This window comes from Streptomyces sp. NPDC048671, from assembly GCF_055587045.1.
Genome location: NZ_JBVJHB010000001.1, coordinates 462,050 through 478,040, shown reverse-complemented (window position 1 = coordinate 478,040; position 15,991 = coordinate 462,050). Strand labels below are relative to the sequence as shown.

Sequence of the window (15,991 nt, the reverse complement as noted above, 5' to 3'; positions counted from 1 at the left end):
TTGCGGCGGGGGCTTCTGCATGTCCGGACCCCTGCATCATGCCCGAGGGCGGGGCCTACAGACCACCTCCCGCGTTCAGCACCTGCACGAGCTCGCCGTTTGAGCGGCGAACCTCTGCCCGTGCGATGTCGGTGATCTGCTCGCTACCCACCCACACCTGAACGGAGAGATCTCCAATCCCCCCTTGGGTTCCGCCGCCCATCAGAGCGTTGGCCTGCCCCGTGGTGAACACCGGCTCCGGCTTCCCGGTCCCGTTGTAGGCGAGGTTGAGGCCGGGCTGCAGGTAGCCGCCCGAGTCGTACTTGCCCTTGTAGGCGTAGTGCGACGTGAACAGGTTGTTGTTCCAAGCACGGGCGCTCTTCCCGACGACCACGCCGTCGCCGCCGCGGCTCTCCACGTTGACGCCGTTGAGCGTGCCTGCGGTGTGGCCGACACCGGCGTTGGTGATGCCGATCATGTACGGCGACTTGCCGTTCAGCTCCCACCCCGATGGGGCCTGCTTCCCGGAGAATGCCCCGGTCGCCCACCTGCGGTGCGGGCGCTCGCCCCGGATGACGGACTCGATCGCGGACACGAACCCGGAGCAGTCCCACGAGGGGTTGCCGTTGCCCGCCCACTGGTAGGCCTTGCCCGCCTGTGTCCGGGCCCACTTCAGACCGGACTTGAACCCGCCGCCGCCGATGCCGGCGGCGTCAAGCTTGGTGTCCGCCTGACCGGAGTACCCGACGATGTCTTTGATCATCTTCTTCGGAACGCCAGAGATCATGTCGCGGTACACCGACGCCGACCCAGAGATCTTTCCGATCAGCGGCTTCACCACAGCGTTCAGGCCAGCCGTCGCGGATGCCTTTATGCCGTCCTTCAGCCACGACACCCCGGTCTTCGCGAGGTCGACACCCTTCGACGCCTTCGACTTGACCCAGTCGAAGATGCCGCCCTTGGAAAACCCCTGACCCTGGAACTGGCCGAGCGGCTTGCCCTTCATCGCGGCCGAGTTCACGGCATGGAGACGGGCCCGCTCAAAGGGATCGCGCATCGCCTCGGAAACGTACACGCCCTCGCCGCGGCGCATCGGCACCAACTGGTCGTCGCCCTGCCGGTACGACGACGCCCCCGGCAGAACACCACCCCGGGCCCAGCCCTTCGTTTGGAACTTATCGAGCTTCGGCGCACCGAAAGCCCCCGCGATCGTGTTCCACGTCGGGACGATGCCCGCGTTGTAGATCTTGTCGATCACGAACTTGACCGGGACTTTCGCGATGTTCTTGACCTGGTCCCAGGCCTTCTTGATGAAGTTCTTCGCAACGCCGAAGCTGTCACCGACAGCCTTGATGCCCTTCTTCATCAGGTCGAACTGGGGCTTGAGTCCCTTGTCCCACAGCCACTTGCTCTTGTCTGCGATCCACCCGAAGACCGGTTTCGCGTACTTATCCCACAGCTCTTTGATCTTGGCGCCGAGGAGCCCCATGCCGAGCTTCATCAGCGTCCAGGTGGGCTTGAGCCGCTTCTCCCACAGCCAGGAAGCCCGGTCACCGATCCACCCGAATACGGGCTTCGCGTAGGTGTTCCAGAGTTCCTTGATCTTTGCGCCGAGGAGGCCCATCGCCGCCCTGATGAGATCCCAGGCAGGCTTGATCTTCTTGGCCCACAGCCAGGACGCCCGGTCACCGATCCAGCCGAAGATCGGGCCGATCGCCACCCTCCACAGCCACTTCGCAGCCGCTGCCAGCACCTTGAACGCGATGACCAGCGGGGCGATGAGGATCGTCAGGACGATCGTGGCGAGAATGCGCGCCGCCGCCCCGATCCACCCGAAGACGGGCCCGAGGATCGTGGTCCACAACCACGACGCCGCCGTGCCGACCGCCCGGAAAGCGACCACCAGGGCGGCGAACGTGGGCTTCAGAATGGTGTTCCAGACGAAACTGACCGCGGTCTTGATGCCCTCCCAGGCACCCTGAACGATGTTCCGGAACGTCTCGCAGTTCTGGTACGCGTAGACCAACGCGACGACCAGGGCCAGGACCGCCGTCACGATGAGCCCGATGAGGTTCGCGCGCATCGCCGCGTTCAGGGCGAGCGTCTCCCCAGTCATCAGGGCCGTGACGAGACCCGCGACCATGACGGCGCCCCGCCAGATCCCCATCGCCAGAGCGGCCAGCTTCGCCCCGATCGCGATGGACGCGAACGCCACACCGATCACCGTCAGGACGTTCGTCGGGATGGCGCTGATGCCGGTCGCGAGTGCGTTGACGAACGACTGGGCGGTGCCCGCCATCGGGCCCAGTGCGACACCGAGGTGCACGAACGCGGCAAGCAGGTTGCCCAGCGTCTCAGCGAGGAACGGGGCCTGCTCCGAGCTGTACGACAGGAACCGCTCGAACGCCGGCGACCCCTTCAAGTTGCTGCCCCATTTCGCGAACCGGCCCGTGATCCGCTGCATCGACCCGCTGATGGAATCCATGTGGGGCAGGAAGGCCTGGATGACGCCGGCCATGCCCTTGAAGATGCGGCCGAAGGAAGCGCCCAGCCCGACGACCGCGGGCTCGACCGAGCCCGCCAGATCCTTCTTGAAGCCCTTCCACCACGGCGACTTGAAGCCGGCCGACACCCGGTCCTGCAACGTCTTGATCCCACGAGCCGCGGCCAGCACGAACGGGGTGAGGCTCGGCAGCGCGTTCCGCAACCCGACCAGCGCCCGCGTGAACAGCGGCATCACTGCGGGCTGCAGACTGCGGGACCAGGCCGTGAACGCCGACCGCAGCGACACGAACTCATTGAACGTGCCCCGCGCTGCCGGCGTCATCGCAGCCAACGCCGCCTGATACTTCGCCTGCGCGGCCGCCGCCGCATCCACCCCGCCCGCCGCCTGCCGTGACGCAGACGCGATCTGACGCTGAGCCGAGGCGATCGAATCCGCCGCAGACTGCTGGGCCACCCCCACGTTCTCCACCGCGTCCGCGATGCGCTCCTGCGCGGCCGCCACGTCCTGCGCGTTCTGCACCTGAGTACGGGCCGCGTCCGCCTGGGCGTCCTTCACCGCCCGAGCCCGGTCTACGACCTGCTGCTGAGCGCCAGCGATCCGCTCCTGCGCGGCCTTCACCTGGTCGGAGCCGTCGACGCCGGCCTTGTTCGCCGCCTTCGCCTCGGCCGCCAGCCGGGTGTTTTCCTTCCGCTGATCCGCGAGACCCTGCACCGCCTGGTCGTAGGACAGTTGCGCCTGGTCCCGCTCAAGCTGGGTGGCCTTCGAGCCGGCCGCCGTCGTCTTGGCCAGCTGCTCTTGCGCCTCCTGCACGCGAAGGATCGCGGCCCGCTCGTCGAGGGCGGACCCCGCAAGCCGGTCGTTCAGGTCCCGCAGCTGGTCGGCCGCAGACTTACGGGCGGCCGTCAGATCCTCCTGCGCCCGCCGGGACGCCTTCTGTGCGTCCACGAGAGCCCGCTCGGCGTCCTCGACCTGCCGGGCCGCCTGCTGGGTCCGCAGCGCGGCCTGAGCGGCCACCTGAGCGGCTGCCTGCCGGGCCTTCGTCACCTGCTCCTGCGCCTGCGCGACCTGCCGGGCCCCGTTCCGCTCCGCCGTAGCCAGTGCCTGGGTCGCCCCAGCCATCTGAATGGCGCGCTGCTGGGCCGCAACAGCGGCACCGGCACCCGAGTTCGTCGACGACGTCGCCGCGTCCTGGGCCGCCTTCTGCGCCTGCAACGCACCGGCAATGTCCTTCAACGCTGGCACCGCGACGACACCGAGCGACCCGATGCCCACACCCGCAGCCACACCCGCCGCAGCCACCGCACCGAGGCCGGCCGCCACAATCGGCAGAGCGGGCAAGATCGCCGGACCGAACGCCGCCGCCGACGTCACCAGCAGGCCGAAGCTACGGATTGTGGGATCAACCCTCACGTCGACGTCCCGGCCGTCGAGCGCATCGATCTCCGCACGCAGCGCAGCTAGCTGGGCTGTAGCCGCCGCCGTGTTCATCCGTACCGCGACGTCCGGGTGCTGCGCACCGAGGCGGGTCAGCTCCCGCTCAAGCTCGTCGATCTGGCGGCGGGCCGTCACCGCATCCACATCGATCCCGATGCGCTGAGACGTCAGCGTCTCCAGCTGGACACGCAGCGCCCTGATGTCGGCGTCCGCCTCGGTCGTGTCCGCCCCGATGTCGATGTCCGGGAGCGCGGCCAGAGCAGCCTGCACCCGGCGGCGGAACATCGTCCCGAACGCCCCGCCCGCTTCATTGCCCTGCTGCGTCGCCGAGCCGCGCGCAGCCGCACCGCCCTGCCGGATGCCCTGGGTCAGCGACCCCCGGATCTGGGCCGCGATACGGGCAGCGATCTGCTGCCCGAGCTGCTGACCGATGCGCGCAGCCACCGTGTTGTCGACGGCACCCGACATAGCCGGGCCGAACGCACGCCCGGCGGCACGGCCGGCATCGTCACCGGCCCGCGTAGCCGCAGGCACCAACGCACCGCGCAGGTGGTTGTAGATACCTCGTGCGTTCGGGACGACGTCGACTTCGACGGACCCCACAGAAATCGCCATGAGCTGCCCCCTTCGAGCAGTCCTGGCGCGGGCCCTTGAAGGTCAGATCTGGTACTTCACTTGTTGCGCAGTTCCCACCACACGGGTGGCTCCAGATGGCTCTGCCAGTCCCCTCCCGAGGCATACGCGCGGCGAGCCGCACCCCACGTGATCCGGGCGTACTCCATTTGCAGCGGGTCCTCCGGGTCAGTCACCCACCAGTCGGCCACGTTGAACTCGGCCAGTTGCGGCGGGTAGCCGGTGGAGACATCCGGCTTGCGGCGCCTCATACCGCCCGACGGACGCCGTAGCTGCCGCGGGCCGCCCCACGACGCTGCGGGCGCTCGTCCGCCTCGCCCGACGGCACCCGCAGCGACGCCAGCAGGCGAGCCAACGCCAGGGACTGGTGACGGGACTCCGTCACCACTGGGTTCGTCACCCGGTCCCCCTTCGAGTTCACCACCGTCAGCGGGCCGGCCGCGGCCTCAATCGACAGCCGGTCGAGGAGATCGGCCGTGCGGCACGCCTGCAGCAGCAGCGCTTGCTCATGCACGTCGAGGTCGAACGGCTCGGCCACCGACTCCCACAACCGGGAGCCGCTCTCGCCGAGCCCCTCCGGCGGGGGTGTCACGGCTATATCGCTCTGACCTGCAACGATGTCGAGACGGGGCACGAGGTACCTCCAAGGCTACTGAACGGACGGTCAGCCGCTACGGACAAACCCGCAGGTCAGCGGGCTGCATAGGATCGTTTCAGGGGTCACACGGGGTCAGGTGCTATACGGCCCCGATCCCTGAAGATCGCCGGGAGGGGGTATCCCCCCAGGGTGATCGGTTGCGGTCCGGCCGCCCTGGAGCCGGCCGGACCGCGGGTCGACGCTGGTGGACTGGCGGTGACCCACCATCGTTCCGAAGCGCGATTCGTCGTGTTCGCTTCGGTGACGTTGACGTCGACGTTGTGGTGACTGTCAGGCTGCGTCGTTGCCGTGGACAGTCAGGTCGGTGTCGGCGAGCTGGGTGACCTGGGCTGCGGTGAGCCTGCCGAGCTCGCGGGGCGTGTCGATGGCGTAGCTCCAGTCGCCTCCGGTGTTGGGCTGTCGCAGCTCGGTCAGCGTCTTGTAGGTGTCGGCCTTGCCGGGGGTGGACTCGGCGTAGGCGGAGACGACGGGCTGCCAGGCTTCGCCGACCAGGTTGGAGCTGGCGTTGTCCGCTGCGTGTGCGGCGATGGCCTTGACCATGTCGGTGTCGCCGGCGCGCTGTGCCCGCTCGAACGCGGCCTTCGCTTCGCGGGGGTCGGTGAGCTTGGCGGCCTTCTCGCGGGCGTCGCGGGAGGAGAGGGCGTTGTATCCGGTTGAGTCGTCGCCGCCGAACAGCTTGCGTTCGAGGCTGCTGCGCTGCCGGTGGTAGCGCTCGGTCTCCTGCTGCAGGAGGCTGCTCAGCTGGTCCTCGGCGGTCTTCTGTGCGCGGGCGATGGCGACTTGCTGGGCGCGGGTGTTGAGGTCGCGGCGGGCCCGGATGGTGTTGAGCTGGCGGTCTCGTTCGGCGCGGATCTGCTCGGTGTTCATGACGGGTCTCCTTCGAGGCTGGTGATGATGTGGTTGAAGTCGCGGCGTTCTTGGGCGAAGCCGCGGATCTGGTTGAGGACGTCGGCTTTCTGGGCGTCGTCGAGGAGGTTGTCGACGACGGACGCGAGGGTCATGACGGCGAGTTCGGCGGTTGCCGCGGTCGTGATGACGGGGGTGCTGGCGAGGAGGCTGGCCAGGGCGTCCCGGTCGCCGGACAGCGCGGCGGCGGCCACCTCGTAGCCGAGGAGAGCAATGTCGGTCACGGGGTTCTCCTTGTCGCTGGTTGCTGCTACCGATGGCTGGCTACGAGGGAAGTGGCTCGGGCCTCTTCTTGCTGCCGCTTTTGTCTTGGTCTGCGTCACTGCCGAGAGAGTGGTAGGTGGTGGGTTGTGGTGGGTTTTCCGAAACTCACCACGCGTGCACAGATGGAGAGAAACCGGGGGACCCACCACAACCCACCACTTCCGCAGGTCAGGGGCTTTCGTCCTCCTCGCTCCCGGCAAGCATCAGGCCGAGCCAGACGGCCCCGACGCTGGTGTCTTTCTTGCTGAAGCCACGGGCCTTCATCGAGGCCGCGAACGTGACCGCGTTGCCGATCTCCTCGGACCCGATCCCGTTGCCGTGACACCAGTTGGACCAGGCGGTGAAGAGCTCTCCCGAGCGCACGCGGCCGTGGGGCGAGTCAATGGTGCGGTCCTTCAGGAAGCGGCCGAGTGCGTCGCTTTCCTCTCGGTACTCCTCGGTCTTCACGCGGACGGCCTCGGGCGGCTTGAGCCCCTGCCCCTGGTAGTCCAGCCAGCCCGCGTATACCCAGGCGAGCACGGCAGGCGCCGCCGCCTTCAACCGTCCCGGCAGGCCGCCGTCCCGCTCGCTCTCCGGGATGACGACGTCGAACGGGACGACGAGGATGCGACGCCACACGGCCGGATCGTCGCCAGACACGGCGGGCAGGTGGTTGGTGAGCATGATGAGCGTGTGGGACGGGTCGAACGTGATGGGATTCTTGTGCATCAGGTTCGCCTCGATGGGGTCGCCACCGACGAGCCGCTTCATGGTGGCTTCGGCGAACTTGCGGCCTTTCTCGGTCTCGGAGCAGAAGGCCAGCCGGGCGCCACGTAGCCGCATCTTGAACGCGCCGTGCCGCTCGTGCTTGGACTCCATGAGCAGCGAGGGGTCTACCTCGATCGCGTAGTCCCCGAACGCGGCCATGACGGCGTCACGCAGGGAGCCTTTGCCGTTCGCGCCGGTGCCGTTGAAGATCGGCATGACGTGCTCGGTCTGCTTGCCGAGCATCGCGTAGCCGAAGAGCCGCTGGACGAACGATCGAACGTCCGGATCGGGCAGGATCCGTTCGAGGAACTTCTCCCATTCGGCGTTCAGCTCGGCCCCGATGGGCCCGCCGGCCACCTTCGTGATGAGGTCGTCGCGGTTGTTCTCCGCGATCGTTCCGCCCTGCAGGTCGACGGTTCCGACCGGGGTGTTGAACAGGTACGGGTCGGCGTCGAGGGCCCGAGACGCGGCGGATACGGGCCGCATCGCTGAGGCCAGCTTTAGCATTCCCTCGATGCCGGACGCGCTCTCGGACTTGCGGACGTCGGCGTACAGCTCGTCCCGTTCCTTGGTGGCTGGCATGTCGAGGACGTCGGCCAACGCGCGCTTCGTGGTGTTGATGGCGGCCTCGATGTCTACGCGCTCTTCGTCCGCCTTCCAGCGGGCACCGTCCCACTGGTGCCAACCGATGCCGTGGACGTGCCGCAGGTCGAGGGTGTGCTCCTCGACGAACCGCTCAGCCATGCGGAGGTGCCCGCGGTGGGACTGGCGTGGGACCGGCACGACTGCCAGGCGCGGGGCCTGGGGTACGGGGCGCAGCTTCGGCTCGCTCACGCTGCCTCCTTCCTGTGTCGCCGCTGGGCGAGGATGTCCTTGAATGCCTTGTCGCAGGCTTCGGTGGTGGCTCGCTGCCAGAGAGGGGGTGGGGCCATGGCCTGGTGGTAGGTGGTGGTGATGTCGTCGCCGTACTTCCGCCACATCTCGGCGAACGCGACCAGGCCGGCCATCTTGCGGGGGTCTTCCGCGGGGAGCTCGCGCCACTCGGGGGAGCCGTAGCGCGGGTAGTCGTACTCGGTGTACCGGGTCTTCGCTTCCGCCCAGTAGTCCCGGAGGATTTCCTCCGGTTCCATCTCGGGCGGTTCCTGCGCTACGGTGAGCGGAGCGCCCACCGCGCGATTTTCGGGAAACCCGCCACCTTGCACGTGGCGGGTTTTCGCGTTTCCGGTCATGCCGCGGCGCCTCCGGCCTGCTCCGCGTCCCACGCGTCGAGCACGGAGGCGTCGTAGAGAACCTTCCGGCCGCGCTTGACGCCGCCGGGGATGTAGCCGATGTGCCTCCAGTACCGCACCGTGCTCTCAGCAGTCCTGTAGCGCTCGGCCACTTCAGCCGTGGTCATGTACTGCCTGACGCGCCTCTGAAGCAGAGACTCAGACATGCGCTATCTCCTCGTGATAGTCGAACTATCCCCTTACGATGGCTGACGCTAGCATCGTTGATCTCTGCTGTCGATATCGGTACTGTCGCGTCATGACAGTTGAGGAGTTTCCGCAGGTCTTCGGCAAGACGGTGCGAGCAGCGCGAGAGAACCGAATGTGGACGCAGACCGACCTGGCTACACGGTTCGGTCAGGTGCTCGGGAAGGATGTGTCGGCCCTGGCTGTGAGCCGGATCGAGGCGGCGCAGCGCCCGGTTCCCCTGGCCGAAGTGGCGGCGCTCGCGCAGGTGCTGAACCTGGAGATTGATCCTCTGCTGAACCCCGCCCCGGCCTACGTGTCGCCTGCTGAACTTGAGCAGAGGACCGGGCGAGTGCGGGACGAGATCAATGAGCTGCATCTGCAAGAGGTACAGCTGATGGCCTCGTTCGCCTCGACCCAACAGCAGCTTCCACGCGTGAGGGATCGCAAGGATGCCCTGACAAGGGAGCTGCAGGCGCTGGAACGGATGAGCAGGAAGGACGCCAGTGGCGAGTAAGAGCATCGCGAAACGCCCGAACGGTAAGTGGCGGGCGCGGTACAGAGACCCGGCTGGCAGGGAGCATGCCCGGCACTTCGCCCGGAAGGTTGACGCGCAGCGCTGGCTCGACGAGGAAACGGCGAGTCTGGTCACCGGGCAGTACCTCGACCCGAAGGCGCGCAAGGTCACGGTCGACGAGTGGTGCGACACCTGGGCCGCTGGCTACGCGGGGAATCGCACCTCGACTGTGCGGCAGGCGAAGGTGCACCTGGCTCGTATCCGGAAGGAGTTCGGGCCGCTGCCGGTCGGAAGCATCAAGCCCAGCATGGTGAAGTCCTGGCTGGCCCGCCTTGAGAAGGAGGGTCGCAAGCAGTCGTACCGCTTCGCCCTGCACAACCGGCTGTCGCAGGTCATGACGGACGCCGTGCACGACGGGATCGTCTCGTCTAACCCGTGCTCACGCCGCACCAGCCCCGGCGGCGGGAAGCCGCGGCCATACGTCGCGACGACCGAGCAGGTGTGGCAGCTGTACGAAGCGTTCGGTGAGAAGTACCAGCTGGCCGTGCTCCTCGGCGCGTTCGCCGGCCTGCGCGTGGGAGAGGTGTGCGGGCTACGGCGCACCGACGTCGAGTTCGACGTCCGGGAGATCCGGCCCGCAGTCCAGTACCCAGCCGAGCCGCTGAAAACGGAGATGAGCCAGGAGTTCATCCCGATCCCCGACACGCTCGTCGACGCCTTGCCGCGGCCGGTCGAAGGCGGTCCGGTCACCGTGCTGACCCACGGCGCCGGCGAGCAGGTGAGCACGTGGGCGATCGAGCGCCGCATACGGGCCGTCCGCGGCGACATCCCGGGACTGCCGGCTGACTTCCGGTTCCATGACCTGCGGCACTACTACGCCTCACTGCTGATCGCCTCGGGGGCGGACGTCAAGGTGGTGCAGCACCGGCTGCGGCACTCGTCCGCGAAGACCACGCTGGATACATACGGTCACCTCTGGCCCGACTCGGATGAGTCCACGAGGAGTGCCGTCGAAGCCGTCATGGCGGGCAAGATCAACAAAGCTGCGGACCCCATGCGGACTGGCATGGGGTCCGCAGAGCAGACCTAAAGGTCAAAGCGTTGTTGATCTCTACAGATCAAAGTACAGCTCGAACTCGTGCGGGTGCGGGCGCAGCTGGATCGGGGCGATCTCGTGCGTGCGCTTGAAGTCGATCCACGTCTCGATCAGGTCGGGCGTGAAGACGCCGCCGGCCAGGAGGTACTCGTGGTCCGCCTCAAGGGCTTCGAGGACGGCCGGGAGGGACGTCGGGACCTGCTGGACGTTGGCGTGCTCCTCGGGAGCCAGCTCGTAGAGGTCCTTGTCGATCGGCTCCGGCGGCTCGATCTTGTTCTTCACGCCGTCCAGGCCGGCCATCAGGAGCGCCGAGAAGGCGAGGTACGGGTTGGACGACGGGTCCGGGGCGCGGAACTCGATGCGCTTGGCCTTCGGGTTGGAGCCCGTGATCGGGATGCGCATCGCGGCGGAGCGGTTGCGCTGCGAGTACACCATGTTGACCGGGGCCTCGAAGCCGGGGACCAGGCGGTGGTAGGAGTTCACCGTCGGGTTGGTGAACGCCAGCAGCGACGGGGCGTGCTTCAGGATGCCGCCGATGTAGTAGCGCGCCATGTCCGAGAGGCCCGCGTAGCCCTGCTCGTCGTAGAACAGCGGGTCGCCGCCGGCCCACAGGGACTGGTGGACGTGCATGCCCGAGCCGTTGTCGCCGAAGATCGGCTTCGGCATGAAGGTCGCGGTCTTGCCGTTGCGCCAGGCGACGTTCTTCACGATGTACTTGAAGAGCATCAGGTCGTCGGCCGCGGCGAGCAGCGTGTTGAACTTGTAGTTGATCTCGGCCTGGCCGGCGGTGCCGACCTCGTGGTGCTGGCGCTCGACCTGGAGGCCGTTCTTGTCCAGCTCCAGGGAGATCTCGGCACGCAGGTCGGCGAAGTGGTCGACCGGCGGGGTCGGGAAGTAGCCGCCCTTGTAGCGGACCTTGTAGCCGCGGTTGTTCTCCTCCGACCCGGTGTTCCAGGCGCCCGCCTCGGAGTCGATGTGGTAGAAGCTCTCGTTCGCCGACGTCTGGAAACGGACGTTGTCGAAGACGTAGAACTCGGCCTCGGGACCGAAGTACGCGGTGTCCGCGAGACCGGTGGAGGTCAGGTACGCCTCCGCCTTCCTGGCCACGTTCCGCGGGTCACGGCTGTACTGCTCGCCGGTGATCGGGTCGTGGATGAAGAAGTTGATGTTGACGGTCTTGTCGCGGCGGAAGGGGTCGACACGGGCGGTCGACAGGTCCGCGCGGAGCGCCATGTCGGACTCGTGGATGGCCTGGAAGCCGCGGATCGACGAGCCGTCGAAGGCGAGCTCCTCGGTCGGGTCGAAGACCGCCGCCGGGATGGTGAAGTGCTGCATCACACCGGGCAGGTCGCAGAACCGGACGTCGATGAACTTGACGTCTTCGTCGGCGATGTACTTCTTCACGTCGTCGGCGTTCTGGAACATCCAACTCCTCCTACTCCCGGCCCGGAGTGGGACGGGGTTGCAGCTCGTTGTGCGGCCAGTGCGGTGGCACACGCTGGACCCGACCATAGGCAGACCGGATTTCCCAAGCATGACCCATTTGTTTCGCAGAAGTTAACCGAGCCGGGTGTGAGCGGCGCCTCGTTGCCGTACGGCGACCGGTTCCGGGCGGGTTCCGGGCCGGTTTCCGGGCGGTGTGCGAGCGGCGTCGGAAGGCGGCTGCTCCACCCGCCCGGCAGGGCGCTCGGGCGGGCGCAGTACCGTGGTCGGGTGGACAATAGGCAAGCAATCGGATCGTGGCTCTCCGGGCCGCGTGCGGCAGCCGAGGAGATGGGCGCCGACTTCGGGTACCGGGGCAAGCGGCTCGGGCTTCCCGAGCAGGGGCCGGGGGCCGTCGCGCCGCTCGGCCGCCGCTTCGGTGCGATCTTCATCGACTGGGCCCTGTGCATGCTGATCGCATACGGGCTGTTCGCTCGCGGTGACCAGCAGGCGGCCGGCAACTGGGCGGTGGGGATCTTCCTCGTACTGAGCGTGCTCACCGTCGGCACCATCGGCTGCACGCCCGGCAAGCGCCTCCTGGGTATCAGGGTCGTCGCCGAGGGCGGCGGACGGCTGGGTCTCGGCAGGGTGCTGGTGCGCAGCGTGCTGCTGTGCCTGGTGATCCCGGCCCTGGTCTGGGACCGTGACGGCCGGGGCCTGCACGACCGGCTGGCCCGCGCCGTTCAGATCCGTATCTGAGCCAGATCCGTATCTGAGCCAGATCCGTATACGAACAGGACGCGTACGAAGAGGGCGGGTCGCGAACCAGGAGTTCGTGACCCGCCCTCTTCGTACGCGTCCTCTTCGTACGTCAGCGCATCTTTCCGCCGCGCGGCATCCGCATACCCTTCGGCATCGGGCCCTTCGGCAGCGGCATGTTGCTCATCAGGTCACCCATCGCGCGCAGCCGGTCGTTGGCGGCGGTCACCTGGGCGCCGGTCAGGACGCGCGGCAGCTTCAGCATCTTGGTGCGCACCTTCTTGAGCGGCACCTGGCCCTCGTCGTTGCCGACGATGATGTCGTGCACGGGTACGTCGACCACGATGCGGGCCATCTTCTTCTTCTCGGCCGCGAGCAGGGTCTTCACCCGGTTCGGGTTGCCCTCGCCCACCAGCACGATGCCCGCCTTGCCCACGGCACGGTGGACGACGTCCTGGTTGCGGTTCATCGCGACCGCGGGGGTCGTGGACCAGCCGCGGCCCACGCGGTCCAGCACCGCCGCCGCAGCGCCCGGCTGCCCCTCCATCTGCCCGAAGGCGGCCCGCTCGGCACGCCGTCCGAAGACGATCGCCATCGCGAGGAGGGCGAACACGAAGCCCAGGATGCCCACGTAGATCGGGTGGTTGATCAAGAAACCGATCGCGAGGAGGACACCGAAGGTGACGATTCCCACACCCGCGACGACAAGACCGATCTTGGTGTCGGTCCGCCTGGTCATCTTGTAGGTCAGGGCGATCTGCTTGAGCCGCCCCGCGTTCTCGGCGCTGTCCGCGCCTTCAGTGGTTTTTGCCTTCCTCGCCATGCAGTGAAGTTTACGTGGCCTAAGAACGGTGCTCGGCCACGGCCTCCAGTACGTACCCGGACTCGACCCGGTCCTTGGCCCGGCGGCGGTCCTCCAGGACGGCCGTCCAGGCGTTGCGGCGGGCGGTGCGCTGGCCGCTGCTCAGCAGCAGCGACTCGACGGCGCGGAGGGCATTGGTGACGGTCGGAATGGCGGTGGCGCGTACTGGCGCGGCCTGCATCGTGGAAGTCCCCTCGGAACGGATGCGCGGACTGAGCGGCGCTCAGCGGGCGGACTGTGTTGCGCGGACTGGATACGGAAGCGGCGGGGCCAGTGGCCGGAAAGCCACTGCGCTGCGTGCATCCAGGGTCACTGCTCGGTGTTACCAGCGCATGACCGGTCGGTCAAACACCAATGAAACCTTGATATGAGCTGCGCGCACGTCGGCGCGGCCCATCCGCGCCTCCGACCTGCGAGGAGCGCATGGGCCGCGCCGAATCAGCCGTTACTGTTCAGTAGCTTCTTGTGCTCGGTTTCACACGGACGTCTGCTGCGCGGCCGGTGCGGCGGCGGAGGCCGCACCGCGCCGCTCGACCGCCTGCTGGAAGAGCCGTCCCGCGCGGTACGAGGAACGGACCAGCGGCCCGGACATCACACCGGAGTAGCCGATCGCGTCGGCCTCGTCCTTGAGCTCCACGAACTCGTGCGGCTTCACCCAGCGCTCGACCGGATGGTGGCGCGGGGTCGGCCGCAGGTACTGCGTGATCGTGATGAGCTCGCAACCCGCGTCGTGCAGGTCCCGGAGCGCCTGGCTGACTTCCTCGCGGGTCTCGCCCATGCCGAGGATCAGGTTGGACTTGGTCACCAGACCGGCCTCGCGGGCCCGCGTGATGACCTCCAGGGAACGCTCGTACCGGAAGCCGGGGCGGATCCGCTTGAAGATCCGCGGCACCGTCTCCACGTTGTGGCCCAGCACCTCGGGGCGCGAGGAGAAGACCTCGGCGAGCTGCTCGGGCTCGGCGTTGAAGTCGGGGATCAGCAGCTCGACCTTGGTCTGGCCGGCCACCCGCTCCGCCGTCTGCGCGTGGATCTGGCGCACGGTCTCCGCGTACAGCCAGGCACCGCCGTCCTCCAGGTCGTCGCGGGCGACGCCGGTGATGGTGGCGTAGTTCAGGTCCATCGTGACGACCGACTCACCGACGCGGCGGGGCTCGTCCCGGTCCAGCGCCTGCGGCTTGCCCGTGTCGATCTGGCAGAAGTCACAGCGCCGGGTGCACTGGTCGCCGCCGATGAGGAACGTGGCCTCGCGGTCCTCCCAGCACTCGAAGATATTGGGGCAGCCCGCCTCCTGGCACACCGTGTGCAGACCCTCGCTCTTCACGAGCTTCTGCAACCGGTTGTACTCGGGGCCCATCTTCGCCCGGGTTTTGATCCACTCGGGCTTGCGCTCGATGGGGGTCTGGCTGTTCCGGACCTCAAGGCGCAGCATCTTGCGCCCGTCGGGTGCGACAGCGGACACTCCGGCACTCCCCTTTGCTTTCACTGCATTGGATTCTTCGGCGAACACCAGGGTACGCCCGTAGTTCACACGGCTTTACGTCTGCCCAACCTGTGGCCGGCAGGGCCTATTCCCGGAGCGGTGCTCGGAGTGTCATGCCGTGGCCACGGCATCGGCTGCGCGCTCGATGGTGCGCGGGGCGAGCTCGGCGTTCTCCAGGACGTCCCTGAGGTGCTTCTCGACGACCGGGAGCACGTCCGCGATCGTGAGGTCGCGGCCCAGCTCGTACGCCAGTGAGGTGACGCCCGCGTCCCGGATGCCGCACGGCACGATCCGGTCGAACGAGGTGTTGTCCGGGTTCACGTTGAGCGCGAAACCGTGCATCGTCACGCCCTTGGCGACCCGGATGCCGATCGCGGCCAGCTTGCGGTCCTCGCGGCGCTGGCCGGCGTTGGACGGGGCGTACTCGGGGCCGTTCAGCCGGGCGTCGAACTCCTCGTCCCGGAGCCTCGGGTCGAAGTCGAGCGAGAGGCCGCCGATCGCCGGACGCTCCTCGACCGGGTCACCGAGCACCCAGACGCCGCTGCGGCCCTCGATCCGGCTGGTGCTCACCCCGAACTCGGCCGCCGTACGGATCAGCGCCTCCTCCAGGCGGCGGACGTGCGCGACGACGTCCACCGGGCGCGGCAGCTTCTGGATCGGGTAGCCGACCAGCTGGCCCGGTCCGTGCCAGGTGATCTTGCCGCCGCGGTCCACGTCGATGACCGGCGTGCCGTCCAGGGGGCGCTCGCTGTCGGCCGTGCGCCGGCCCGCCGTGTAGACGGGCGGGTGCTCCAGCAGCAGGCAGGTGTCGGGGACGGTGTCCTCGAACCGCGCCGCGTGCACCTCGCGCTGCTTCTGCCAGGCCTCCTGGTAGTCGACGGCTTCCTCGCCGAATCCCAGACGGACGATCCGAAGCTCAGTCACGGCAGCAGCCTTTCTCCTCGCGGCGCCGTGGACGGGGGGTGTCCCCGGTACCGCGTCACCATGCACCGAATCGCGCCTTCCGCAACTGTACGACCGGCCCCGGAACACCGGCCCGGCAGGTCGCCGTCGTCAGCATCCTCGCAATCCTCACACGATCGGATGAATGTGAAGCGAAGGTGGCCGAGGTCGTCCCGGAGGCCGCTAAATTCGCGCCGTTCCCTGGAGCAGGCCCAAGGGCTGCCCCGTAACCCCTGGCGGATCGGCGCGCGGCGTCGGATGCGGTGCATCGCAAGGCGGAGGGACGTCCGCGTACTGGATGTACTCGGGCGTTCCGACACCCCGGCGAGGCG

At 67.9% G+C, this 15,991-nt stretch carries 16 protein-coding genes; 3 read left to right on the top strand and 13 right to left on the bottom strand.

What is annotated here, in order from left to right; translation table 11 throughout:
- Positions 1-55: 55 nt before the first annotated feature.
- The 8 genes from ACZ6S6_RS02220 to ACZ6S6_RS02185 all read right to left on the bottom strand — a co-directional run bounded on the left by ACZ6S6_RS02220 (position 56) and on the right by ACZ6S6_RS02185 (position 8,562).
- Complete coding sequence (locus ACZ6S6_RS02220; protein ID WP_469703229.1) at positions 56-4,534, bottom strand: NlpC/P60 family protein; 4,479 nt, start codon at positions 4,532-4,534, stop codon at positions 56-58.
- Between the two features lie 56 nt (positions 4,535-4,590).
- Positions 4,591-4,803 (bottom strand): hypothetical protein, encoded by a 213-nt coding sequence (locus ACZ6S6_RS02215; protein ID WP_469703227.1) that lies wholly within the window; start codon positions 4,801-4,803, stop codon positions 4,591-4,593.
- Positions 4,800-5,144 carry a hypothetical protein gene (locus ACZ6S6_RS02210; protein ID WP_469703225.1) on the bottom strand — a complete coding sequence of 115 codons (345 nt, stop codon included), beginning with the start codon at positions 5,142-5,144 and terminating at the stop codon, positions 4,800-4,802. The genes ACZ6S6_RS02215 and ACZ6S6_RS02210 overlap by 4 nt, the downstream gene beginning before the upstream one ends.
- A 336-nt stretch (positions 5,145-5,480) precedes the next feature.
- Positions 5,481-6,077 (bottom strand): hypothetical protein, encoded by a 597-nt coding sequence (locus ACZ6S6_RS02205; protein WP_469703222.1) that lies wholly within the window; start codon positions 6,075-6,077, stop codon positions 5,481-5,483.
- Entirely contained in the window at positions 6,074-6,340 is a 267-nt protein-coding gene (locus tag ACZ6S6_RS02200) for a hypothetical protein (RefSeq protein WP_469703219.1), read from the bottom strand. Before ACZ6S6_RS02200 ends, ACZ6S6_RS02205 begins: the two co-directional genes overlap by 4 nt.
- 208 nt (positions 6,341-6,548) lie before the next feature.
- Entirely contained in the window at positions 6,549-7,961 is a 1,413-nt protein-coding gene (locus ACZ6S6_RS02195; RefSeq protein WP_469703217.1) for a DNA primase family protein, read from the bottom strand.
- Positions 7,958-8,257: a hypothetical protein gene (locus tag ACZ6S6_RS02190; RefSeq protein WP_469703215.1), complete on the bottom strand. Its 300-nt coding sequence runs from the start codon at positions 8,255-8,257 to the stop codon at positions 7,958-7,960. Before ACZ6S6_RS02190 ends, ACZ6S6_RS02195 begins: the two co-directional genes overlap by 4 nt.
- 95 nt (positions 8,258-8,352) lie before the next feature.
- Complete coding sequence (locus ACZ6S6_RS02185; RefSeq protein ID WP_469703213.1) at positions 8,353-8,562, bottom strand: helix-turn-helix transcriptional regulator; 210 nt, start codon at positions 8,560-8,562, stop codon at positions 8,353-8,355.
- 92 nt (positions 8,563-8,654) lie between these two features.
- Here ACZ6S6_RS02185 and ACZ6S6_RS02180 point away from each other — a divergent pair, with 92 nt between their 5' ends.
- Together ACZ6S6_RS02180 and ACZ6S6_RS02175 are read left to right on the top strand one after the other, a co-directional pair.
- A complete protein-coding gene (locus ACZ6S6_RS02180; RefSeq protein ID WP_469703210.1) occupies positions 8,655-9,098 on the top strand; it encodes a helix-turn-helix domain-containing protein in 444 nt (147 codons plus the stop codon).
- Positions 9,088-10,188 (top strand): tyrosine-type recombinase/integrase, encoded by a 1,101-nt coding sequence (locus ACZ6S6_RS02175; protein WP_469703208.1) that lies wholly within the window; start codon positions 9,088-9,090, stop codon positions 10,186-10,188. The genes ACZ6S6_RS02180 and ACZ6S6_RS02175 overlap by 11 nt, the downstream gene beginning before the upstream one ends.
- Before the next feature lie 21 nt (positions 10,189-10,209).
- Here ACZ6S6_RS02175 and glnA read toward each other — a convergent pair whose 3' ends face one another.
- Complete coding sequence (glnA, locus tag ACZ6S6_RS02170; protein WP_469703206.1) at positions 10,210-11,619, bottom strand: type I glutamate--ammonia ligase; 1,410 nt, start codon at positions 11,617-11,619, stop codon at positions 10,210-10,212.
- Positions 11,620-11,907: 288 nt separating this feature from the next.
- On the opposite strand from glnA, the gene ACZ6S6_RS02165 reads away from it, so the two are divergent.
- Positions 11,908-12,375, top strand: coding sequence for an RDD family protein (locus tag ACZ6S6_RS02165; RefSeq protein WP_362967299.1), 468 nt, complete (start codon positions 11,908-11,910; stop codon positions 12,373-12,375).
- 112 nt (positions 12,376-12,487) lie between these two features.
- Here the strand turns inward: ACZ6S6_RS02165 and ACZ6S6_RS02160 are convergent, their stop codons facing one another.
- From ACZ6S6_RS02160 to lipB, 4 genes are all read right to left on the bottom strand, one after another.
- On the bottom strand, positions 12,488-13,198 hold the full coding sequence (locus ACZ6S6_RS02160) for a DUF4191 domain-containing protein (RefSeq protein WP_469703202.1): 711 nt from the start codon (positions 13,196-13,198) through the stop codon (positions 12,488-12,490).
- A 19-nt stretch (positions 13,199-13,217) separates the two neighbouring features.
- Complete coding sequence (locus tag ACZ6S6_RS02155) at positions 13,218-13,418, bottom strand: SCO2195 family GlnR-regulated protein (RefSeq protein ID WP_362953426.1); 201 nt, start codon at positions 13,416-13,418, stop codon at positions 13,218-13,220.
- Positions 13,419-13,712: 294 nt separating this feature from the next.
- Complete coding sequence (gene lipA, locus ACZ6S6_RS02150; protein WP_362953427.1) at positions 13,713-14,696, bottom strand: lipoyl synthase; 984 nt, start codon at positions 14,694-14,696, stop codon at positions 13,713-13,715.
- Between the two features lie 132 nt (positions 14,697-14,828).
- Positions 14,829-15,641 (bottom strand): lipoyl(octanoyl) transferase LipB, encoded by an 813-nt coding sequence (lipB, locus tag ACZ6S6_RS02145; RefSeq protein ID WP_469703199.1) that lies wholly within the window; start codon positions 15,639-15,641, stop codon positions 14,829-14,831.
- Positions 15,642-15,991 lie beyond the last annotated feature (350 nt).